This is a genomic window from Pseudomonas protegens, from assembly GCF_003363755.1.
GTDB classification, from domain to species: Bacteria; Pseudomonadota; Gammaproteobacteria; order Pseudomonadales; family Pseudomonadaceae; genus Aquipseudomonas; species Aquipseudomonas danubii.
Genome location: NZ_CP031396.1, coordinates 2,502,633 through 2,521,078, shown reverse-complemented (window position 1 = coordinate 2,521,078; position 18,446 = coordinate 2,502,633). Strand labels below are relative to the sequence as shown.

Here is an 18,446-nt window from a genome sequence, read left to right as displayed (position 1 = left end):
ACCGGCAATGAAGTCGCAAATCATTGTCTTAAAAGCAATTTAAGGGGTTGACAGGTAGTTTGAAGATTGTAAAATAGCGCGCCTCAGAGGCATGAACGTAGCGATACGGGAAAGCCGAAGAGGATGAAGTAAAAACGTTGTAGCTTGAAATATGTAGTTCCGTGATAGCTCAGTCGGTAGAGCAAATGACTGTTAATCATTGGGTCCCAGGTTCGAGTCCTGGTCACGGAGCCAATTTCAAACCGGGGTATAGCGCAGTCCGGTAGCGCGCCTGCTTTGGGAGCAGGATGTCAGGAGTTCGAATCCCCTTACCCCGACCATTTTTGGGTCGTTAGCTCAGTTGGTAGAGCAGTTGGCTTTTAACCAATTGGTCGTAGGTTCGAATCCCACACGACCCACCATTTTTGAGACCAGTTCGCTGGAATCGAATCTTAAGATCAGACGCCAAAAGCTCTGTTCGCAGAAGGCGCCTTTTAAAGGTGCCTTTTTTTTACCGGGGTATAGCGCAGTCCGGTAGCGCGCCTGCTTTGGGAGCAGGATGTCAGGAGTTCGAATCCCCTTACCCCGACCATATTCACGATAAAAGGCACCTCTAGAGGTGCCTTTTTTCGTTTGTCTGCAAAAAAGCGCTGAGGTCGAGGGGCCGCCCGAGAGGCGAGCCTCTTGTTGTCAGTCGATAGGCAGTTCTTCCCAGACCCTACGTTGTTCAAACAGGCGCTGTTCGAGGGTGATGATGGCCTGTTTCACCTGTTCCACGCGTTCCTTGACCATGTTCAGGGACAGGTCGGGGCTCAGGCAGGCATCTTCCAGCTGACGACAACTCTCTACCAATTCTTCGCCTTTGACCACGCGCGCAGCGCCCTTGATACGATGCGCCAACTCTGCCAACTCAGCTGTTGCCTGCTCTTGAAGCAAGGTGTCGAGTCTCTGCATGTCCATGCGATTGTTACTGAGCAACTCATTCAAGATGTGATGCAACATCGTCGGCTCGCTGCCCACCAGGGTATGCAAGGACTCCAGGTCGAATACCCGAGAAGAGCGGGGGCTGGTGTGCTTTGTGGGGATGAGGTTCTCACGTTCGCTCTCATCGGCCTGTCCCATGGTCAGCAGACGTTCTTCCAACTCATCCAGGCTGATGGGTTTGATCAGGCAATCATTCATTCCCGCCTGGATGCAACGTTCCACTTCTTCCTGCTGGGCGTCGGCGGTCAGGCCGATGATCATCATTGGTTCGCAGGCCTTGTCCTGCTCATCCTGGCGGATCGCCCGGCTCATCTCGGCGCCGTTCATGATGGGCATGTGGCAGTCGGTGATGATCACGTCAAAGTCCTGCTCGCGCCAGAGATGCAGTGCCTCCAGGCCGTTCTCCGCTTCGAACACGTCATGTCCGAGAAAGCACAGCTGCTGCTGCAGGACCTGGCGGTTCACCGGATGATCGTCTACCACCAGAATCTGCAAACGTTGTGTGTAGCGCCTCTTGACCTGAGGCGGACGCTCAGCGGTGGCCGTGCGCTCCAGTACTTGCAAACGCAGCTCCACATCCACCCGGGTGCCATGCCCCAGGGTGCTGCTCATCGACACCTGGCCACCCATCATTTCGCACAGGGAACGACAAATCACCAGGCCCAGCCCCGTGCCTTCGATGTTCTGCACGTTGCGCTCTACCTGGGCGAAGGGTTGGAACAGGCGTTGCTGGCTGCTGGGGGAAATACCAATTCCCGAGTCTTCGACACTGAGCTCGACCCGCAGCACAGCGTTTTCCACTAGCTCGCCGGAAATGCCCACCTTGATAAAACCGGCTTCGGTGAACTTGATGGCATTGCTCACCAAGTTGGAGAGGATCTGCTTGAAACGCATCCCGTCCACCAGCACATCGCCGTTGATGCTGGAGTCGATCTCGAGGATCAGGCTCAGGCATTTCTGCCGAGCCAGCCCCTCGAACACTCTAGCCACTGATTCCACCAGTTCGCGCAGGTTGGCGCGTTTGGGGCAGAGGCTCAGGCGTCCGGACTCGATGCGGGCAATGTCGAGGATATCGCCGATCAGCTCCAGCAGGCTCTTGGCCGAACTGTAGGCGATTTCAATGCTGGAGCGCTCGATCCGATCGCTGTCGGCGCGTTTGAGCGCCAGTTCCAGAATGCCGATGATGGCGTTCATTGGCGTGCGTATTTCATGACTCATGGTGGCCAGGAAGGTGGTCTTGGCCCGGCTGGCCTCATCGGCGAGATTCTTCGCCTCCTTCAGTTCCTGAACCAGATGACGGTGCTTGGTAATGTCCAGCCAGCCGCAGATCACGCCTTTTGTGACACCGGTGGCGTCCTGGAATGGCTGAATCCAGTGCTCGATCCAGACGTCCTTGCCCTGCAATTGCACGGCATACACCGAGGTAATGGTCTTGCCGTCATTGATCGCTTGCAGGTAGTTCTGGTGCAGGTCGGGCCCTGCCGCAAAGTGCTCATCAGGCAGTTCCTGCACAGTCTTGTCCAAGACGTCCTCGGCACTCAGACCGACGCTCTGCAGATAGCTGCGGTTGCAGGACAGCATGTTGCCCTCAATGTCCCGGAGATAGAGGGCCGGAGGCATGTTCTCTGCGAGGGTCTCGATAAAGCGCAATTGTTCATTGAGCGTTTTCTCGGCCTTGACTCGGCGTTGCAGATAGAAGACCCAGAGCAGCGACAGCAGGAGCAGCAACGAAGCGCCAGCTATGATTTCGGCGATCATCAACGCGTAGTCGCGCCAGGTTTCGCTGCTCATGCCCGGCGGTGAGCGCCAGTGGTTGGCGATGGCGTTCAAATCGTCCGTCGGGAGGCTGATCAGGGCTTTGTCGATGATGGATTGCAGTTCCGAATCGCTTCGCCTCAGGGCAAAGCTGGCGGTCGCCTGCCGGGTGTGAATCAGATCGGCAACAGCCAGGCGATTCTGGAACAGGCGGACAATGTAGTAACGCGAGGCCGGCAATGACACCACCGCGGCATCGGCGCCGCCGGTATAGACCATGTTCATGGCGTCCAGCGAGGTGCCGACTTCGATGACTTCGGCTTGCGGGTAGCGCTCGCGCACATGCTGCAGTGTCACGTGTCCGGAAGGGATGGCCAGGCGCTTGTTTGCCAGGTCTCCAGGCCGCTGTGCCATGCCTTTCTTGTCGGTCTGGGTCACGAGGACGAAGGGACTGGTCAGGAAGGAGCGAGTGAAGCGCAGGTTGTCTTCGCGTTGTGCACTGGCTGTCATGATGGCCAGGTCGGCCTCTGATTGGCGCAAGGCTTCAATCTGTTCCGGGTAGCCGCCGTTGCGAGCGGTGACCTGGAAGTCGAGTCCGGTGCGCAGTGATAGCTCGTCCAGCAGTTCAGCGGTGACACCCGAGAAAACGCCATTGGCGTCGAAGAAGGCAATGGGCGCCAGATCGTCATTGATCACCAGGCGTATGACTGGGTTGCGGGCTATCCAACGCGACTCTTCCGGCGTCAGTGCCATCCTTTGGTCCGACGCAATGAAGCCGCTACCCACCCAGCGCCGACTCAGATTGAGGAGTTTTTCCTTACCGATCGCCTCAATGCTCTGGTTGATAATCCGCAGCAGGCGCTGGTTATCCTCTTGGAGCGCATAGCCGTAGCCGTCTTGGGAAAAATCGGCGAAGCGCTCGAACTTGAGAAAGCCGTAGTAGGAACGATTGATGCGGAAGTAGGCGCTCAGAACATCGTCCACGTAAATGTCGGCATGGCCGAAGGCTGCCGCGGCTATGGCCTCGTCATGGGTGGGATAGACCATCAAGTGGGCCAAGGGAAAGTGCGACTGCAGTTGCGTGCTGTATTCCTGGGCCACAGAAACTCGTAATCCGTCCAGGTTGGAAGGCGATTTGCGCAATTCATCCTTGCGTTTGAACAGTGCCAGTCGGGCTTCGGCGAAGGGACGAGTAAACCTGACGGCCTCGGCAGGCTGCTCGGAGCTGTAGCTGCCTAGCAAGTCGATATTGGCAGCCTGTAAGGCTTGCATGGCCTCTGCCCGGGTGGCAAAGGACACGATCTTGATACGAACCCCGAGTATCTGCCCAATCAGAGCGCTGACGTCAGCGGTAATGCCCTCGTAGTGATTGTCGTTGTAGCTGACATTGAAGGGGGACGATTCTGTAGCCACGGCACCGATTTTCAGTTCCGACCTGTGGCGCAGCCAACGCCAGTCTTCATCGTCAAGGGCAAGGTCGTGGTGGTCGAGGCGCGCCGTGCTGTACAGCGTATTGGGCAAACTCGGAAGCTGGGCCGCTGCCGGTTGAACAGCCAATATCGCCAAGCAGATAAAAAGCCAGAAAAGTCGTGAATGCATGATCGCTTCAGATTGTGGGGGGCCAGATGGCTCGATCAACGAGTCACAGCGCAATGAGCGCCGGGCGGGCGGTACAGAACCTGAGCAACGGGTCGCCTCTTTGATCGGCTCTCCCAAGGGACTAACGAATGCAGTAGGCAATGAAATGGCTTTCCGGCATCGGGCGTGCAAACACGAAGCCCTGGGCTATGTCGCATCCCAGTTCCAGTAGGCGTTGCTGCTGCTCGCGGGTTTCCACTCCTTCGATAATCAGCGACATACCCAATGAACGGGCGAGCGCCACCGTGTAGCTAATGATGGCGCTGCTTCTGGGGTGATGCCCCATCTTGCGCACGAAAGTGCCGTCGAGCTTGATCTGACTGAAGGGCAACTCGCAGAGGCGATCCAGGGAGGAGTAGCCCGCACCGAAGTCATCCATGGCCAAGCCGCAGCCCATTACCCGCAGGCGTACCAGATTTTCCAGGCTACTGGCGGGAGCGCTGATCAGACTGGTTTCGGTGATTTCAAAGGTGATGCTGCTGGATGGAACCTGAAACAGCACGAGTAGGGTGGCAATGGATTCAGTCAGGGTCTGGGACGCCAGCTGTGATGGGTGCAGATTGAACGAGAAACTCAGGGGAATGCCTTTTTGCGCCAGTTTGCGGCGCAAGGCCAGGCCCTGGTCGAACAGTTGCCAGAACAGGCGGTCCAGCAAGCAGTGGTGTTCCATGATGTGCAGGAAGTGCGAAGGCGGCAGTACTCCCAGCTGTGGATGATTCCAGCGGGCTAGCGCTTCCGCTCCTTGGAGCGACGCGTTGTCGAGTGCCACCTTGGGTTGGTAGTAGGGTTCGAATTCGCCGTTGTCCAGGCCGCGAATCACGTCCGCCAGGGTGGGTAGTTCGGACTGTTTCAGAGCAGTGAGCAGGCCGTGGCGCTGGTTCTTATAACGAGTCAGCAGGGTGGTCAGGCGCTCCAGATTGAAGGGCTTGCCCAGATCACCCAGGAAGTTCAAGCCTAGGCCCCTGATCATCGAGACGGTAGTTTGGCGCAGAATCGGCTCGATCTGGCTGCACAGGATCACGGAGTGCAGTTTGCCGCTTTGGCTGGCGTGGCGCAGGAAGGCCAAACCATCCATTCCGGGCATTTTCAGGTCACAGATGGCAATGTCCATCCTTTCGCAGCGCTCCAGCAGTGCCAGGGCTTCACTACCGCTGGCCGCTTCATGCACCTGCCCAGGCATCACTTTTTTCAGTGCAGTGACGGTAACCAGGCGTTGCAGCGGTTCATCTTCCAGGACCAGAACGTTCAAATTTTGCATTGCCGGCTCATGTCATTATTTGCCGGTCATAGTGCTAAGGCTCTAGAGTTGCAGCCATTAGGCAAATCCTCATGTGCAGTAGGAAATTTCTCATTGAAAAATCAGACTGTCTGATTCCTTAAGGAGGAGTCATTAACCCCTTGTATCCTCTGTTATTTGCCAGGAATCTGAAAATTCTGGACGACATCAAGGTGCTGTGCACGAAACTTCTACATGACATCAGCGTCTTTATACGGATACGTAAGTTGCAGCATACAGGGGGCGGTTACGTGTATTTTCCGGTCGGTCCGGCTCAACCGAAGGCCGGGTTTTTAAGGTGAAGTGACAATATGCACAGCGTATTGATAGTTGACGATCATCCCGTTGTTCGGCTCGCCGTTAAGGTCTTGCTGGAAAAGAACAACATGCGGGTGGTGGCCGAAACAGACAACGGATTGGATGCGCTGGAGTTGGTGCGCGAGCATAGGCCGGATGTGGTAATCCTCGATATCGGTATTCCCAAGTTGGATGGCCTCAAGGTGCTTTCACGTATCAAGGCTCTGGGCTTGCCCACTGAAGTGCTGGTGCTGACCTCGCAGTCGATTGAAAGCTTCTGCAGACGCTGTATTCAGCTGGGAGCTCGGGGTTTCGTCAACAAGGAGGAGGATTTGGGCAATCTGGTGGTGGCTCTGAATGCTGTGTTGGCCGGCTACACTTTTTATCCGTCGATGGCTTTGGATGTTTCCATGCCCACGGCGGAACAACAATCCGAGGCCGAGCAGATAGGCCTGCTGACTGATCGGGAAATGATCGTGTTGCAGTATCTAGCACAGGGGCATTCCAACAAGGCCATTGGTGAAAAACTGTTCTTGAGCAACAAGACAGTCAGCACCTACAAGACCCGACTGTTGCAGAAGCTGGGGTTGGGGTCGCAAGTAAGCCTGGCGGAGTTTGCCAAGCGCAATGCTTTGATCCCATAAAGTGAACTTGGTCAGTTACTTGTAATGTCGAGTTTTCACTTAGTTGTGTCTGGATCGCTACCGAACGACGGGGCATGCCGTGTTTGCTCGTTGTGCGTGACTTAGAAAGTATCCGGGTAGACACCTGAGTGAAATGCATGGCATCTGTTTCTATTGGGTTTCAGGGCTCATCCTGGATAAGCCCTGAAAGCTCTTGTTGCCTAAGCATTTTCTCGTGGGGTTTCAGAGGTAATCGCTGCAATCTTCACGGCTTGTTGGTTTTGTAGATGCCTGTTGATCAAGAGCGCGTTGAGCATCCCGGTCGAGTGGTCCTGATTGTCTCTTCAGCGACCGATGATGTTGTGCTGTGGTCCGTAGGGCAGCCGGGTGATGTTTTCCGCGCCTTGTGAGTTGACGATCAGAATGTCGTGCTCACGATAACCACCGGCACCTGGGCTGCCTTCGGGTAGCCTGATCATCGGCTCCATGGACACCACCATGCCGGGCTCCAGCACAGTGTCCACGTCCTCGCGAAACTCCAGCCCGGTCTCGCGCCCGTAGTAGTGATTGAGGATGCCGAACGAGTGGCCGTAGCCGAAGGTCCGATATTGCAGCAAGTCGTGTTCCAGGTAGATTTCGTTCAACTGTCGGGCAATGTCGCTGCAGCGGGCTCCGGGCTTGATCAGTTGCAATCCGGCCTCATGCACCTTGAGGTTGATTTCCCACAGTCGCAGATACGCGTCGGGACAATGCCCAAGGAACAGTGTGCGCTCCAGCGCGGTGTAGTAACCGGCGATCATCGGGAAACAGTTGAGGCTGAGTATCTCTCCCGGGCTGATGCGCCGCGAGGTCAACGGATTGTGTGCGCCGTCGGTATTGATCCCTGATTGAAACCAGGTCCAGGTGTCCATCAATTCGGCTGCGGGAAAGGTCCGGGCGATTTCCCGCACCATGGCCTGTGTGGCGTGCAAGGCCACATCGTATTCCGATACCTGATCCTGCAGGGCATCGATGGCGGCGGCCCCGCCGATGTCGGCGATGCGTGCACCCTGGCGGATCAGTGCCTGTTCTTCGACTGACTTGAGCATGCGCATGCTCATGCACGGTGCAGCGATATCCAGGAGTTGCGCCCGAGGATACAGCTCGGCGAAGGCCTGGTGGCTGGGCAGGGTCAGTTGATCGAACTCCAGGCCCAGCCGTGCAGCCTGCGGCAAGGCCTGTTTGACCGCGACGAAGAAGTTGCCCCGTTGCCAGTCGGTGTATACCACCTGATCATCGCAGACCGCCCGACGCCCGGGCTGCCCGCCGTCGATATTGGCGCTGATCAGCACGCTACGTTCCCGGGTCACCACCAGGGCGTACTGACGGCCGAAAGAGCAATACAGGAAGTCGGCGTAGTAGTTGATGTTGTGGTAGGAGGTGAACAGCGCCGCGTCGATATCCTGCTGGGCCATATAGGCTCGCAGCGTGCTCAGGCGCTGGGCGTACTCTTTAGGGGAGAAGGTTGAAGGGACTTTTTCACCGTTGTGGATCTGAAGGGTCTTGGGCATCTGCATGGCACGGGTCCTTGTCTGCGATGAACGATGCGCGGCGCCACACTCGGGTGGGCCATGAAACGGCATTGCAGCAGACTGGGGAGGTGTGGGCATGCGTGATACCGACCTTGATGTGGTTGTCAGCGCGGCGGTTCAGAGGGGCAGGAGAGGTTGAAACATGGGCCTCTTTCATGAAGGGCACCGCTAAACCGGGTAGCACAACCTAGTAGTTCTTATAGGTTTTGCCTGGTCGGCTCCTATCGAGCGTGGCATTCTAGGCCCTGCTGTTAAGGATCAGACAGTAAGGAGACTGAACGGATGCAAAGCAGGCTCGCGGAAGTTAACTCTCGTCTTTTGCTCGGAAACACATTGCATGAGCGGATGGCGGGGACCATGGAAGTGGCCTCGGGGTTGGGGTTCGATGCCCTGGTTTACGACTACAGTCCGGTGCCTTTTGATCAGCAGGGCGAACTGATCATTCCCAGTGCAATGGTCTGCAATACCCCAAAGGACTGGCTGGAGCTCTGGTGCGACGAGGGGTATTACCATATCGACCCGGTCCAGCAGGTGGCGCTGGACAGCATTTCTCCCTTTATCTGGTCCTACAGACCCGAAGCGGAAACCGTCTTGCGCCAGGCTATGGGGCAGCAGCACGCGCCGGTATCGAGTTACCTGCAGCATCATCAAATGTCCCATGGCATGACTGTTCCCATTCACTTGCCTGGTGGTGGTTTCGCCAGCCTGACCGGTTTGCGCTCGGGCAGTACCCAGGTGGCCTTGCATGATCTGCAACAGGTCTTGAGGGATTTCACGCTTCTTTCTCATGCTCTGCAGGAACACCTCTACCTACCGCTCAGTAAAAGCATTCGCAGCTATCCGGTTCAACTGACCAAGCGCGAGCGCGAGTGCCTGAAATGGGCGGCCGAGGGCATGACCTCTGGTGAAATTGCTGAACGCCTGCAGCGTTCCGTGGCCACCATCAACCTGCATCTGACCTCGGCGATGCACAAGTTGGGCGCCAAGAATCGGGTTCAGGCCGTGGTTCGAGCCGTTCACTATCGCTTGCTGGAAAACTAAAGCGAGCACAACCGGCCCGGTCTTATCGCTGATACGGGGGCGAGGCCGAAAATGACACAGGGTGATCGTCATCAGGGAGTGATGCGCAATGAAAGCAAGTAAACCACCACAGGAAGGTTATGCCTCCTTTGGCTCCTGGCAGACCTGGTATCGGGTGACGGGGGATCTGCAGAGTGGTCTGACGCCCCTGGTGATATTGCACGGCGGCCCGGGCTGCACTTATGACACCGTTGATGCCTTCAGGGATGTGGCGGCCAGTGGCCGGGCGATCGTTCAGTTCGATCATCTCGGCAGTGGATTTTCCACTCGCCTGGAGGACAAGCCTTCTTCATTCTGGAGCGTCGAGCTTTATCTGGAAGAGCTGAACAATCTTCTGGATCACCTGCGCATCAGTGAGGACTACGCCTTGCTCGGACATTCCTGGGGTGGGGCGCTGGCCAGCGAGCATGCCGTCTTGACCCCTGCGGGCCTGCGGGCCCTGATCATCGCCAATGCCCCGGCCGACATGCGGACCTGGCAGGCTGAAACCCTGGGTTTGCGTGAGGCCTTGCCAGAGGGGGTCTTGCAGACCTTGATCGGCCACGAGCAGGCTGGAACCCTCCATAGCGCCGAGTACGTGCAGGCCTCACAGGTGTATTTTGAGCGGCACGTGTGCCGGCTTCGGCCTTGGCCGGAAGAGGTAGTACGCATTTTTTCCAGGGGATGTTGCGCTACCACGATGGAAAGTGTGCCGCAGCGGGCTAGGAATTTCCCTCTCCTGAGCAACCTGCAGGACTGGAGCGTTGTCGAGCGCCTGCCGCGAATCAAGGTGCCGAGCCTGCTGATCTCAGGGCGTTACGACGAAGCAACCCCTGTAGTGGTCAAACCCTATCTGGACAACGTTCCGAACATTCGCTGGGCACTGTTCGAGAACTCCAGCCACATGCCCCATATCGAGGAGCGGGTTGCCTGTATGGGAACGGTGGTGAGCTTTCTGGATGAGTGTCTGTAGCACACGCTTCGCCCGCCCGTGCACCCCACTACCTTGCGTAGCGGGGCGTACTTTCAGGCGCTTAGTGCAACTTCAAGCGTGGGTCGGTACCTCGTCCAATCCGGCTGCCGAGCATCAGCATCGCCGTGCGGAACACTCCGTACAGGGCCATTTGGTGCATGCGGTACAGCGAGATGTAGAACATCCTTGCCAGCCAGCCTTCGAGCATCACACTGCCGGTGAGATTGCCCATCAGGTTGCCCACCGCCGAGAAGCGCGAGAGCGAGATCAGCGAGCCGTAGTCGGTGTACTTGTAGGTCGGTAGGTCTTTGCCTTCGATACGCAGTTTCAGCGATTTGGCCAGCAGTGAGGCTTGTTGGTGCGCAGCCTGGGCCCGTGGCGGTACGTTGCGGTCGCTGCCGGGTTGAGGGCAGGCGGCGCAGTCGCCGAAGGCAAAGATGTTCTCGTCACGGGTGGTCTGCAGGGTTGGCAGCACCTGGAGCTGGTTGATGCGGTTGGTTTCCAGGCCGTCGATGTCCTTGAGGAAACCCGGCGCGCGGATGCCGGCAGCCCACACCTTGAGGCTGGCGGGAATGGTCTGGCCATCAGCGGTGATCAGACTGTCGGCGGTCACTTCACTGACTGAAGCGTTGGTCAGCACTTTGACCCCGAGTTTCTCCAGGGTCTTGTGCACCGGCCCGCTGATGAGCTCGGGCAGGGCCGGCAGCACCCGTGGCCCGGCTTCGATCAGGGTGATGTGCATGTTTTCCGGGAGGATCCGATCCAGGCCGTAGGCGGCCAGTTCATGGGCGGCGTTGTGCAGTTCCGCTGCCAGTTCCACACCGGTGGCACCGGCGCCGACGATGGCCACGCTGATCTGTTCCACGACATCTGTCTGCCCGGCGTGGGCCCGCAGGTAGTGATTGAGCAGTTGCTGGTGGAAGCGTTCGGCCTGTTTGCGGGTGTCAAGGAACAGGCAATGCTGGGCGGCGCCCTGGGTGCCGAAGTCGTTGGTGGTACTGCCCACGGCGATCACCAGGGTGTCGTAGCCCAGTTCACGGGCCGGCAACAGTTCTGTGCCTTCCTCGTCATAGGTGGCAGCCAACTGGATCTTTTTCTGTTGACGATCGAGCCCGCTCATACGGCCCAGCTGGAACTCGAAGTGGTTCCATTTTGCTTGGGCAACGTAGTTGAGTTCGTCTTCGGAGGAGTTCAGTGAGCCGGCGGCCACTTCGTGCAGCAGGGGTTTCCAGATATGGGTCAGGTTGGCGTCCACCAGCATCACACTGGCGGTGCCGCGCTTGCCCAGGGTCTTACCCAGGCGGGTCGCCAACTCCAGGCCGCCGGCGCCGCCGCCAACGATGACAATACGATGAGTCATGGGGATATCTCGCAAGGCTAAAAGAAATCGGTGCAGTCAACCGAGCGAGCGCGATGCAGCTCATAGCGTCAGGTAACTGATAAAACGGCTCAACAGGCCCAGGGCGACCGTCACCACGACCACCACCACAAGGAGCATCCACGGCCGAAAGGGCCGGCGCTCGACTCGGTGCTGGGGCAGTTGCAGGTATTCTTCGACATGGCGTTGGTCGTCGGGGTTCAGGCGGCTGCTCATAAAGGGCCTCGTCAGGTAGACGTCGCAACACAGGGGAATGTTACAGCGCGATGCAATCGAGCATTTACCGAGCATAGCCGCTGCGCGTGGGGGCTCGATGACGAAGTCCCGGCGTTGGCAGGCAAGAGCGCTTTTTTACCATTGCCCGGAACATTGCGCCATGCCCAGGCGAGGCGGATTGACGGACTTTACAAACTGATGCCGACGTCGAAAACGATACTGCGGCCCAGGTTGCTACGCAGGAACTCCGGCGCATCCGGATGGGCGAACAGCACCCGGGCGAAGGTCGGTCCCACCAGGGACAGCGAGCGCCAGCCCTGGCGCAGGTATTCAGTGGGGGGCGGGAAGTGGCTGTTCAGATCCAGCACTTCACGTTTCAGGGCGGCGAAGGCGATGATGTCCAGCTCCCCGAGGTTCATCCCACGCTCCTTGTAGTTGTGGGCCTTCTTGCGCAGGGTCGGCCCCAGGCGCAGCAACAGTTCGTTAGCCGGGATGCGCTTGGGCTTGGCTTCGCGTCGTACCAGTTGGCTCAGGGAAAATGCGCTGCGTCGGCGTTGCAGTTCGTCGCGCCATTCATCATTGAGTCGGCGGCCTTCATCAAGGACGAAGAACACCTCGAAGCTGGCCTCGCGAAACAGCACATCCGGCGGCTCCTGCCCGGCGGCGCTGAATTCGTCGTTGCGATAGGGAATATTCAGGCCTTGCAGCAGGCGCTGGCAGACCCAACGCTCACGCTCCCATTTGCGGGCATTGGACAGAAACGCGTTGGCTTGTTCGGCCTGAATGGTGAGCAGGCGCAAAAAATCTGAGTCATCCATATCTCCAAGCTTAGCGCTCAAATATGACCTTAAAAACCACGCTTCTCGAAAAACCTCTGCACCCGGTGCCTGGCGGTGCTTGCTGGAGCCTGCCCAGGGGCGGTGTAGACTGTTTCCCGTCCTACCCCTCGATAAGGAGTGTGCAGTGAAACGCTGGTCAATTCTGTTGCTGGGCCTGTTGCCCCTGTGGGCCCAGGCCCTTGAAATCGGTGAGCGTCTGGCACCCTGGACCTTGCTGGATCAGTTCGATCAAGCCTACAGCCTCGATTCACAGGCGCAGATCCTGCTGGTGGCGCGCGGTATGGACGCGGCCAAGGTGGTGAACGGGGCGCTCAAGGACAAGCCCAAGGATTATCTGCAGGCGCGTCACGGGGTGTTTGTCGCGGATATCCAGCGCATGCCGGCGCTGATCGCCAAGATGTTCGCAGTTCCGGCCATGCGTGATTATCCCTACCGGGTGATGCTCGACCGCGAAGGGCGTGTGGCCTCTCGTTACCCTGCCGCTGAGGACAAGGTCTTGTGGCTGCAGTTGCAGGACGGCCAATTGGTGTCTCGGCAGGAATTCACCACCGTCGAGCAACTGAAGACTGCGCTGGAGAAAGCCCGGCCATGATCAGCGCGGCGCTGCTGTCACCGGCAAGCCTGAGTATCGGCTGGCTGCTGTATGTGCCGGTTCTGATCTGGGCGGTGTGGCGGGCGCCCTGGGTCGAGCTGTTCACCGACAGTCGCCGTCAGCATCTACTGTTCGGAACGGTGTTTGCGTTGTTTCTGCTGTGGTTGGTGCGCCGGGATTTCGATACTGGAGTGTCTTATCACTTCATCGGCATGACGGCGGTGACCTTACTGCTGGATTGGCCACTGGCGATTGTCGGTGGCCTGATTGCGCAGCTGGGCTTGCTGGCACTGGGGCGGCAGGAGCTGGCGGCAATGGGGGTCAATGGCGCCTTGCTGATCCTGTTGCCGGTGGCGGTAACCGAGGCCTGTGCCGGTCTGGTGGAGCGGGCTCAACCGCGCAATCCCTTCGTCTATATCTTCTGCTCCGGATTCTTCGCCGCGGCCCTGTCGGCGCTGTTGTGCCTGCTTTGTGGCCTGGGGCTCTTGTGGCTTGATGGGCGTTTCGCCATGCCCGAATGGCTGGAGGATTTTGTCGGCTACCTGTGGCTGATCATCTTTCCCGAGGCATTTATCAACGGCATGGTGATCAGCGCCCTGGTGGTGTTCTGCCCGGAATGGCTGGAAACCTTCAATCGCACCCGCTACCTCAGTGCGCCCTGGAAGGATGAGGACCCGCGCCCTTGATCCATATCAACTCCGAGACTGGGGCCGCGCTGCATGCTCGGCAAAAATCTCAGGAGTGCGGTCATGAGCGTCTATCAGTGGGCCCGGCAAGAAGTGCGCGACAGTCTGCACAGTGCCCAGCAGGAAGGTTTTGAACCGGGTTTGAGCCTGCGGGCGCTGCTCAGCGCGGTGGTGCAGCAGAGCAAGGGCGTACGTAGCATCGAGGATCTGGCTGACGAGTTGCAGTTCCTCGCGGAGAACCTCGACGACGATCAGGACTACAGCTTCATGCGGCCCTGATCGGCGTCGGTTCGAGCACTCAGTGAGCGCGGGGCGGCAGTTCCTCCGAGAACAGTTCGTCCTCGGCATCCGGGCTCACTGGAATCTTGTGTTCCTCGGCGGCCCAGGCCCCCAGGTCGATCAATTTGCAACGGTCGGAACAGAACGGCCGGTTGGTGTTGGTCGCGGTCCATTCCACGGGGGCGCCACAGGTTGGGCATTCGACGGTCAGGGGTTGGCTCATGACTGGCCTCCACGCAAAGTTAGGTAAAAGTGATGCAGGCGTTCGACCTCGCTGCGCAACCAGGCGTGATCGCGGTCGTTGACCAGCACATCGTCGGCGTGACGCAGGCGCTCCTCGCGGCTGGCCTGGGCCTGGAGAATCGCCTGGACCTGCTGTTCGCTGATCTGGTCGCGCTGCAAGGTGCGTTCGATCTGCAATTGTTGCGGCACATCGATCACCAGAATCCGTTGGGTCATCCGGAACTGGCCTGACTCGATCAGCAGTGGCGACACCAGGATCGCGTAAGGCGATTCGGCACGGGCCAGATGGCTGACGATCTCCTCGGCAATCAGCGGGTGTAATAGCGCCTCCAGCCAGCGACGCTGTTCGGGGACTTCGAAGATCAACTTGCGCAGTGCCGCGCGATCCAGTTGGCCGTCGGCCTGCAGCACGCTGTCACCAAAGTGCTGGGCAATCTGTTCCAAGGCCGGGCGGCCCGGTTCCACCACCCAGCGAGCGGCGTGATCGGCATCGATCACATGCACGCCCAGGTCGATGAAGTGCTGGGCGGCAGCGCTTTTGCCGCTGCCAATACCGCCGGTGAGGCCGAGGGTCCAGGGTGTGTTTACGGAGCGAGTCATTGGAAACCGACAAACTGCAAATAGAAGTCGGTCATTTGACCACCCCAGAGCAAGGCAATCCAGCCGGCAATGGCCAGAAAGGGGCCGAAGGGGATGGGCGTCGAGGTCTTGGCCCGGTTCAGGCGCAGCATGACAGTGCCGAGAATCGCTCCCACCAGAGAGGACAGGAGCAAGGTCAGCGGCAGGATTTGCCAGCCGCCCCAGGCGCCAAGCATCGCTAGCAGCTTGAAGTCGCCGTGGCCCATGCCGTCCTTGCCGGTCAGCAATTTGAACAGCCAGAACACTGACCACAGGCACAGATAGCCGAGTACCGCGCCCCACAGGGCGTCCTCCAGGCTCACCAGTACCTCGAAGCTGTTGGCAATCAGTCCCAGCCACAGCAGTGGCAACACCAGCACGTCTGGCAGCAGTTGGTGATCGGCATCGATCAGGCTCATGGCCAGTAACCCCCAACTGAGGATCAGCAGCAGGCCCGCGGGCCAGCCAAAACCGAAGTGCCAGGCGACGTACGCCGAGATCAGCCCGCAAGCCAGTTCGGTTAGTGGGTAGCGCCGGCTGATGACGGTCCTGCAGTGGGCGCAACGACCCCGCAGCCACAGATAGCTGAGCAGGGGAATGTTTTGCCAGGGGCGGATCGGTTGTGCGCAGTGGGGGCATTGGGAGTGGGGCAGCAGCAGGTTGTAGGGCGCCGCCACAGGCTCCGGGGGCAGTCCCAGCACTTCGTGGGCTTGAGCCCGCCAATCGCGTTCAAGCATTTTCGGCAGGCGCCACACCAGCACGTTCAGAAAACTGCCTACGAGCAGCCCTAGTACCAGGGCCGCAGTCACGAAGGCCAGGGGGTAAAGGGTCATGGCTTCAGTCAAGGACATGTTTAGATCGCTGTGCCGAGTTGAAAGATGGGCAGGTACATGGCAACCACCAGGGCGCCGACGATACTGCCCAGGATGACCATGATCAACGGCTCCATGAGGCTGGTCAGGCTGTCGACCAGGTGGTCCACCTCGACCTCATAATGTGCTGCGACTTTTTCCAGCAGATGATCCAGCATTCCGGATTCTTCACCGATGGCGGTCATCTGGATCGCCATAGTAGGGAAGACGCCGCTGGCGCGCATGGCAAAGTTCAGTTGCATGCCACTGGCCACTTGTTGGCGGATGCGTTCCACCGCTTGCCTGAAGACCTTGTTGCCGCTGGCTCCGGCCACTGAATCCAGGGCCTGGACCAGAGGCACGCCAGCCGCGAAGGTGGTGGCCAGCGTACGGGCGTAGCGGGCCACTGCGGCCTTGTACAGCAGCGGGCCGGCCAAGGGCAGGCGTAGCAGTCCCTGATCCACACGGTCCCGCAGGCGCTCCGAGCGCCGATAAGCCTGCCTGATCCCTACTCCCATCAGCAGGCCGGCGCTGAGCAACCATCCGCCGTGGTTCTGGATGACATGGGAAAGGGTGATGACCCATTGGGTCAGTAGCGGCAATTGGGCGTTGAACCCGGCGAACAGGCTCTGGAACTGGGGAACTACCTTGATCAGTAGGATGCTGCTGACCAGGACGGCCACGCCGATCACCGCCACGGGATAGACCATGGCCTTTTTTACCCGGGCCTTGAGGTTCTCGCTTTTTTCCCTATGGGTGGCGACCCGTTCCAGCAGGGTATCCAGGGCGCCGGACTGTTCGCCGGCCTCCACCAGATTGCAGTACAGCTCGTCAAAGTGGCGCGGATGTCGGCGCAGCGCCGTGGCCAGGCTGGAGCCTGCCTCGATGTCGCGTTTGAGGCTGGCCAGCAGTTGGCGCATCAGCGGTTGGACGAAGCTCTCGGCAATGATTTCGAAGGCTTGCAGCAGTGGCACTCCGGCCTGCATCAGGGTTGCCAGTTGCCGGGTGAACAGGGCGATCTCCCGTGCCTTGATCCGTTGGCCCGATCGGAGCCAGGCCCTAGGCTTGCGGCGTACCCGGGTTGGAGTGATGCCTTGCCTGCGCAGCTGAGCTCGGATCAGCGCCGGGTTTGCAGCGCTCAGCTCGCCGGCCAACTTGTGGCCCTGGCCGTCGGTGCCTTGCCAGAGATAGACGCTGGCCACAGGTGCTTTTACCGCCATGGTTCAATCCTTGATGCAGGGGTGAGCTTCTTGAAGCCTAGCCGCCGGGCACCTGACGCATAGGGGCGCTAGATGACGAAATTTGTCAGTTTGTGCAACTCCTCGTACTCAAGGTCATCGGCTATCAGTGCTGCAGGCCTTGAATTCCGTGGGGTTGAGCTTGGCACAGGGCATGCTTCAAGCCTTGCTGATTACCCACGGAGCATTCTTGCCAGGAGGCAACTCATGAAACATCAATCCGCTTTTACCCTGATCGAATTGCTGGTGGTGGTGGCCATCATCGGCATTCTCGCCACAGTGGCGATGCCGCTGTATTCCAAGTACCAGGTGCGGGCCAAGATGATGGCCGCGTTGGCCGAGGCGTCAGCGCTGAAGGTCAATATCGAGGACCTGCTTAATCAGGGAATCGACCCAACTCTGGCCCTCGCCGGTGGCACGCCCTTGACGTTGAACTGCCGAATGAGCGCCGAGGGCACTGCCGCCACCGGTGAAGGCAGTATCGGCTGTACCCTCCTCAATGCTCCGGGGGCAGTGTTGAACAAGACTCTGGTACTGAGCCGTTCGCCAGCTTCGGGATGGACGTGCAACACCACAGTGGAGGCCGACTATGCGCCCAAGGGCTGTGCCGCGCACGACACCTGAGTCCTGGCAGGCTGTTGGGTGTGGGCTTGATGAACTGCGTCGAAAAAAGCCGCAACTTGCATGCAGATTGTTGTGTGGTCATGCATTTTGCATGATGCTGATTCTTCGCCTTATCTGTAACTTATTGTTTTTTATGGGGTTTTTATGTTGTCTGGACTTGGCACAGCACCTGCAATATCCCTCATAACCCTGTTGCCAGGACACGGCGCAGGCTTTCTAAAAGAACAGGAGTTACTCGTATGAAGAAGTTCGCTATCGCTGCTGCAACTGCTACCGCTCTGACCCTGACCATGTCCAACGCAGCATTTGCGCAGACCACTCAAAGCACCCAGTCGCCTATGGTCGTGGCTGCCGGTGAAGTGACCAAGGCCAAAGAGGCCACCTCCGATACCTGGATCACCACCAAAGTGAAAAGCGATCTGGTAACCGAGAAAGGCATTCCTGGCACCGACATCAAGGTTGAAACCAACAAGGGCGTCGTCTCGCTGTCGTCCACTGTTGCCATTACCGAGGCGCAGAAAGCCACAGCAGTGGCAATCACCAAGAAAATCAAGGGCGTTCAAGCGGTCTCTGCCGACGGCCTGAAAGCCGAGTAAGACTCCAAGCTTCTCGCCTGGACAGGGAGAGGGCGCGGTAGACGAGCCAAGCGATACGTCTGCCGCTGCTTTCAAAGGTTCATGCGGAAGATCACAAGGATGTGATCATTACAGGCCCTGGCACTTTGTGT

18 protein-coding genes and 4 tRNA genes are annotated in these 18,446 nt (G+C 58.7%); 12 read left to right on the top strand and 10 right to left on the bottom strand.

What is annotated here, in order from left to right:
- The first annotated feature begins 158 nt into the window (after positions 1–158).
- The 4 genes from DWF74_RS11180 to DWF74_RS11165 all read left to right on the top strand — a co-directional run bounded on the left by DWF74_RS11180 (position 159) and on the right by DWF74_RS11165 (position 571).
- A tRNA-Asn gene (locus tag DWF74_RS11180) sits at positions 159–234 on the top strand.
- 9 nt (positions 235–243) lie between these two features.
- Positions 244–320 (top strand) — tRNA-Pro (locus DWF74_RS11175).
- A gap of 5 nt (positions 321–325) precedes the next feature.
- Positions 326–401 (top strand) — tRNA-Lys (locus DWF74_RS11170).
- Positions 402–494: 93 nt separating this feature from the next.
- Positions 495–571 (top strand) — tRNA-Pro (locus DWF74_RS11165).
- 98 nt (positions 572–669) lie between these two features.
- On the opposite strand, the gene DWF74_RS11160 is transcribed toward DWF74_RS11165, so the two are convergent.
- Positions 670–4,317 carry a transporter substrate-binding domain-containing protein gene (locus DWF74_RS11160; protein ID WP_115580962.1) on the bottom strand — a complete coding sequence of 1,216 codons (3,648 nt, stop codon included), beginning with the start codon at positions 4,315–4,317 and terminating at the stop codon, positions 670–672.
- Between the two features lie 121 nt (positions 4,318–4,438).
- Positions 4,439–5,614 carry an EAL domain-containing response regulator gene (locus tag DWF74_RS11155; protein WP_115580961.1) on the bottom strand — a complete coding sequence of 392 codons (1,176 nt, stop codon included), beginning with the start codon at positions 5,612–5,614 and terminating at the stop codon, positions 4,439–4,441.
- Positions 5,615–5,943: 329 nt separating this feature from the next.
- On the opposite strand from DWF74_RS11155, the gene DWF74_RS11145 reads away from it, so the two are divergent.
- The gene (locus DWF74_RS11145; protein ID WP_102865465.1) at positions 5,944–6,573 is read left to right on the top strand and encodes a response regulator transcription factor; all 630 of its coding nucleotides are present in this window, start codon (positions 5,944–5,946) and stop codon (positions 6,571–6,573) included.
- Between the two features lie 323 nt (positions 6,574–6,896).
- Here the strand turns inward: DWF74_RS11145 and DWF74_RS11140 are convergent, their stop codons facing one another.
- Positions 6,897–8,108 carry a M24 family metallopeptidase gene (locus DWF74_RS11140; RefSeq protein ID WP_102865466.1) on the bottom strand — a complete coding sequence of 404 codons (1,212 nt, stop codon included), beginning with the start codon at positions 8,106–8,108 and terminating at the stop codon, positions 6,897–6,899.
- Between the two features lie 297 nt (positions 8,109–8,405).
- On the opposite strand from DWF74_RS11140, the gene DWF74_RS11135 reads away from it, so the two are divergent.
- Together DWF74_RS11135 and DWF74_RS11130 are read left to right on the top strand one after the other, a co-directional pair.
- Positions 8,406–9,164, top strand: coding sequence for a LuxR family transcriptional regulator (locus DWF74_RS11135; RefSeq protein WP_102865467.1), 759 nt, complete (start codon positions 8,406–8,408; stop codon positions 9,162–9,164).
- 88 nt (positions 9,165–9,252) lie between these two features.
- Positions 9,253–10,155: a proline iminopeptidase-family hydrolase gene (locus DWF74_RS11130; RefSeq protein WP_115580959.1), complete on the top strand. Its 903-nt coding sequence runs from the start codon at positions 9,253–9,255 to the stop codon at positions 10,153–10,155.
- Positions 10,156–10,216: 61 nt separating this feature from the next.
- On the opposite strand, the gene DWF74_RS11125 is transcribed toward DWF74_RS11130, so the two are convergent.
- The 3 genes from DWF74_RS11125 to DWF74_RS11115 all read right to left on the bottom strand — a co-directional run bounded on the left by DWF74_RS11125 (position 10,217) and on the right by DWF74_RS11115 (position 12,567).
- Positions 10,217–11,515 carry an NAD(P)/FAD-dependent oxidoreductase gene (locus DWF74_RS11125; RefSeq protein WP_115580958.1) on the bottom strand — a complete coding sequence of 433 codons (1,299 nt, stop codon included), beginning with the start codon at positions 11,513–11,515 and terminating at the stop codon, positions 10,217–10,219.
- A gap of 60 nt (positions 11,516–11,575) precedes the next feature.
- A complete protein-coding gene (locus DWF74_RS11120; RefSeq protein ID WP_043274580.1) occupies positions 11,576–11,749 on the bottom strand; it encodes a DUF3094 family protein in 174 nt (57 codons plus the stop codon).
- A 188-nt stretch (positions 11,750–11,937) separates the two neighbouring features.
- Positions 11,938–12,567 carry a DUF1780 domain-containing protein gene (locus tag DWF74_RS11115; RefSeq protein ID WP_102882240.1) on the bottom strand — a complete coding sequence of 210 codons (630 nt, stop codon included), beginning with the start codon at positions 12,565–12,567 and terminating at the stop codon, positions 11,938–11,940.
- Positions 12,568–12,712: 145 nt separating this feature from the next.
- On the opposite strand from DWF74_RS11115, the gene DWF74_RS11110 reads away from it, so the two are divergent.
- The 3 genes from DWF74_RS11110 (at position 12,713) to DWF74_RS11100 (ending at position 14,145) form a co-directional block, all read left to right on the top strand.
- Positions 12,713–13,180: an FAD/FMN-containing dehydrogenase gene (locus tag DWF74_RS11110; RefSeq protein WP_102882239.1), complete on the top strand. Its 468-nt coding sequence runs from the start codon at positions 12,713–12,715 to the stop codon at positions 13,178–13,180.
- Complete coding sequence (locus tag DWF74_RS11105; protein ID WP_102865472.1) at positions 13,177–13,866, top strand: energy-coupling factor ABC transporter permease; 690 nt, start codon at positions 13,177–13,179, stop codon at positions 13,864–13,866. The genes DWF74_RS11110 and DWF74_RS11105 overlap by 4 nt, the downstream gene beginning before the upstream one ends.
- Positions 13,867–13,929: 63 nt before the next feature.
- Positions 13,930–14,145, top strand: a complete 216-nt coding sequence (locus DWF74_RS11100; RefSeq protein WP_102865473.1) for a hypothetical protein — start codon at positions 13,930–13,932, stop codon at positions 14,143–14,145.
- A gap of 19 nt (positions 14,146–14,164) precedes the next feature.
- On the opposite strand, the gene yacG is transcribed toward DWF74_RS11100, so the two are convergent.
- The 4 genes from yacG to DWF74_RS11080 are packed head-to-tail and all read right to left on the bottom strand — an operon-like array spanning position 14,165 to position 17,077.
- A complete protein-coding gene (yacG, locus tag DWF74_RS11095) occupies positions 14,165–14,368 on the bottom strand; it encodes a DNA gyrase inhibitor YacG (RefSeq protein WP_102865474.1) in 204 nt (67 codons plus the stop codon).
- Positions 14,365–14,988, bottom strand: coding sequence for a dephospho-CoA kinase (gene coaE, locus DWF74_RS11090; protein ID WP_102865475.1), 624 nt, complete (start codon positions 14,986–14,988; stop codon positions 14,365–14,367). Before coaE ends, yacG begins: the two co-directional genes overlap by 4 nt.
- Positions 14,985–15,857: a prepilin peptidase gene (locus tag DWF74_RS11085; RefSeq protein WP_115580957.1), complete on the bottom strand. Its 873-nt coding sequence runs from the start codon at positions 15,855–15,857 to the stop codon at positions 14,985–14,987. The genes coaE and DWF74_RS11085 overlap by 4 nt, the downstream gene beginning before the upstream one ends.
- A 2-nt stretch (positions 15,858–15,859) precedes the next feature.
- Positions 15,860–17,077, bottom strand: coding sequence for a type II secretion system F family protein (locus DWF74_RS11080; RefSeq protein WP_115580956.1), 1,218 nt, complete (start codon positions 17,075–17,077; stop codon positions 15,860–15,862).
- A 225-nt stretch (positions 17,078–17,302) separates the two neighbouring features.
- Here DWF74_RS11080 and DWF74_RS11075 point away from each other — a divergent pair, with 225 nt between their 5' ends.
- Complete coding sequence (locus DWF74_RS11075) at positions 17,303–17,719, top strand: pilin (protein WP_102882235.1); 417 nt, start codon at positions 17,303–17,305, stop codon at positions 17,717–17,719.
- Between the two features lie 239 nt (positions 17,720–17,958).
- Positions 17,959–18,315 carry a BON domain-containing protein gene (locus DWF74_RS11070; protein WP_102865479.1) on the top strand — a complete coding sequence of 119 codons (357 nt, stop codon included), beginning with the start codon at positions 17,959–17,961 and terminating at the stop codon, positions 18,313–18,315.
- Positions 18,316–18,446: the final 131 nt, after the last annotated feature.

Bases quoted from the DNA above. Each gene is read 5' to 3' on its own strand.
- DWF74_RS11075 (WP_102882235.1), top strand. From the start codon at position 17,303: ATGAAACATCAATCCGCTTTTACCCTGATCGAATTGCTGGTGGTGGTG.
- DWF74_RS11120 (WP_043274580.1), bottom strand. From the start codon at position 11,749: ATGAGCAGCCGCCTGAACCCCGACGACCAACGCCATGTCGAAGAATAC.
- DWF74_RS11155 (WP_115580961.1), bottom strand. From the start codon at position 5,614: ATGCAAAATTTGAACGTTCTGGTCCTGGAAGATGAACCGCTGCAACGC.
- DWF74_RS11130 (WP_115580959.1), top strand. From the start codon at position 9,253: ATGAAAGCAAGTAAACCACCACAGGAAGGTTATGCCTCCTTTGGCTCC.
- DWF74_RS11085 (WP_115580957.1), bottom strand. From the start codon at position 15,857: ATGTCCTTGACTGAAGCCATGACCCTTTACCCCCTGGCCTTCGTGACT.
- DWF74_RS11125 (WP_115580958.1), bottom strand. From the start codon at position 11,515: ATGACTCATCGTATTGTCATCGTTGGCGGCGGCGCCGGCGGCCTGGAG.
- DWF74_RS11100 (WP_102865473.1), top strand. From the start codon at position 13,930: ATGAGCGTCTATCAGTGGGCCCGGCAAGAAGTGCGCGACAGTCTGCAC.
- DWF74_RS11160 (WP_115580962.1), bottom strand. From the start codon at position 4,317: ATGCATTCACGACTTTTCTGGCTTTTTATCTGCTTGGCGATATTGGCT.
- DWF74_RS11115 (WP_102882240.1), bottom strand. From the start codon at position 12,567: ATGGATGACTCAGATTTTTTGCGCCTGCTCACCATTCAGGCCGAACAA.
- DWF74_RS11070 (WP_102865479.1), top strand. From the start codon at position 17,959: ATGAAGAAGTTCGCTATCGCTGCTGCAACTGCTACCGCTCTGACCCTG.
- DWF74_RS11105 (WP_102865472.1), top strand. From the start codon at position 13,177: ATGATCAGCGCGGCGCTGCTGTCACCGGCAAGCCTGAGTATCGGCTGG.
- DWF74_RS11080 (WP_115580956.1), bottom strand. From the start codon at position 17,077: ATGGCGGTAAAAGCACCTGTGGCCAGCGTCTATCTCTGGCAAGGCACC.
- coaE (WP_102865475.1), bottom strand. From the start codon at position 14,988: ATGACTCGCTCCGTAAACACACCCTGGACCCTCGGCCTCACCGGCGGT.
- yacG (WP_102865474.1), bottom strand. From the start codon at position 14,368: ATGAGCCAACCCCTGACCGTCGAATGCCCAACCTGTGGCGCCCCCGTG.
- DWF74_RS11145 (WP_102865465.1), top strand. From the start codon at position 5,944: ATGCACAGCGTATTGATAGTTGACGATCATCCCGTTGTTCGGCTCGCC.
- DWF74_RS11140 (WP_102865466.1), bottom strand. From the start codon at position 8,108: ATGCAGATGCCCAAGACCCTTCAGATCCACAACGGTGAAAAAGTCCCT.
- DWF74_RS11135 (WP_102865467.1), top strand. From the start codon at position 8,406: ATGCAAAGCAGGCTCGCGGAAGTTAACTCTCGTCTTTTGCTCGGAAAC.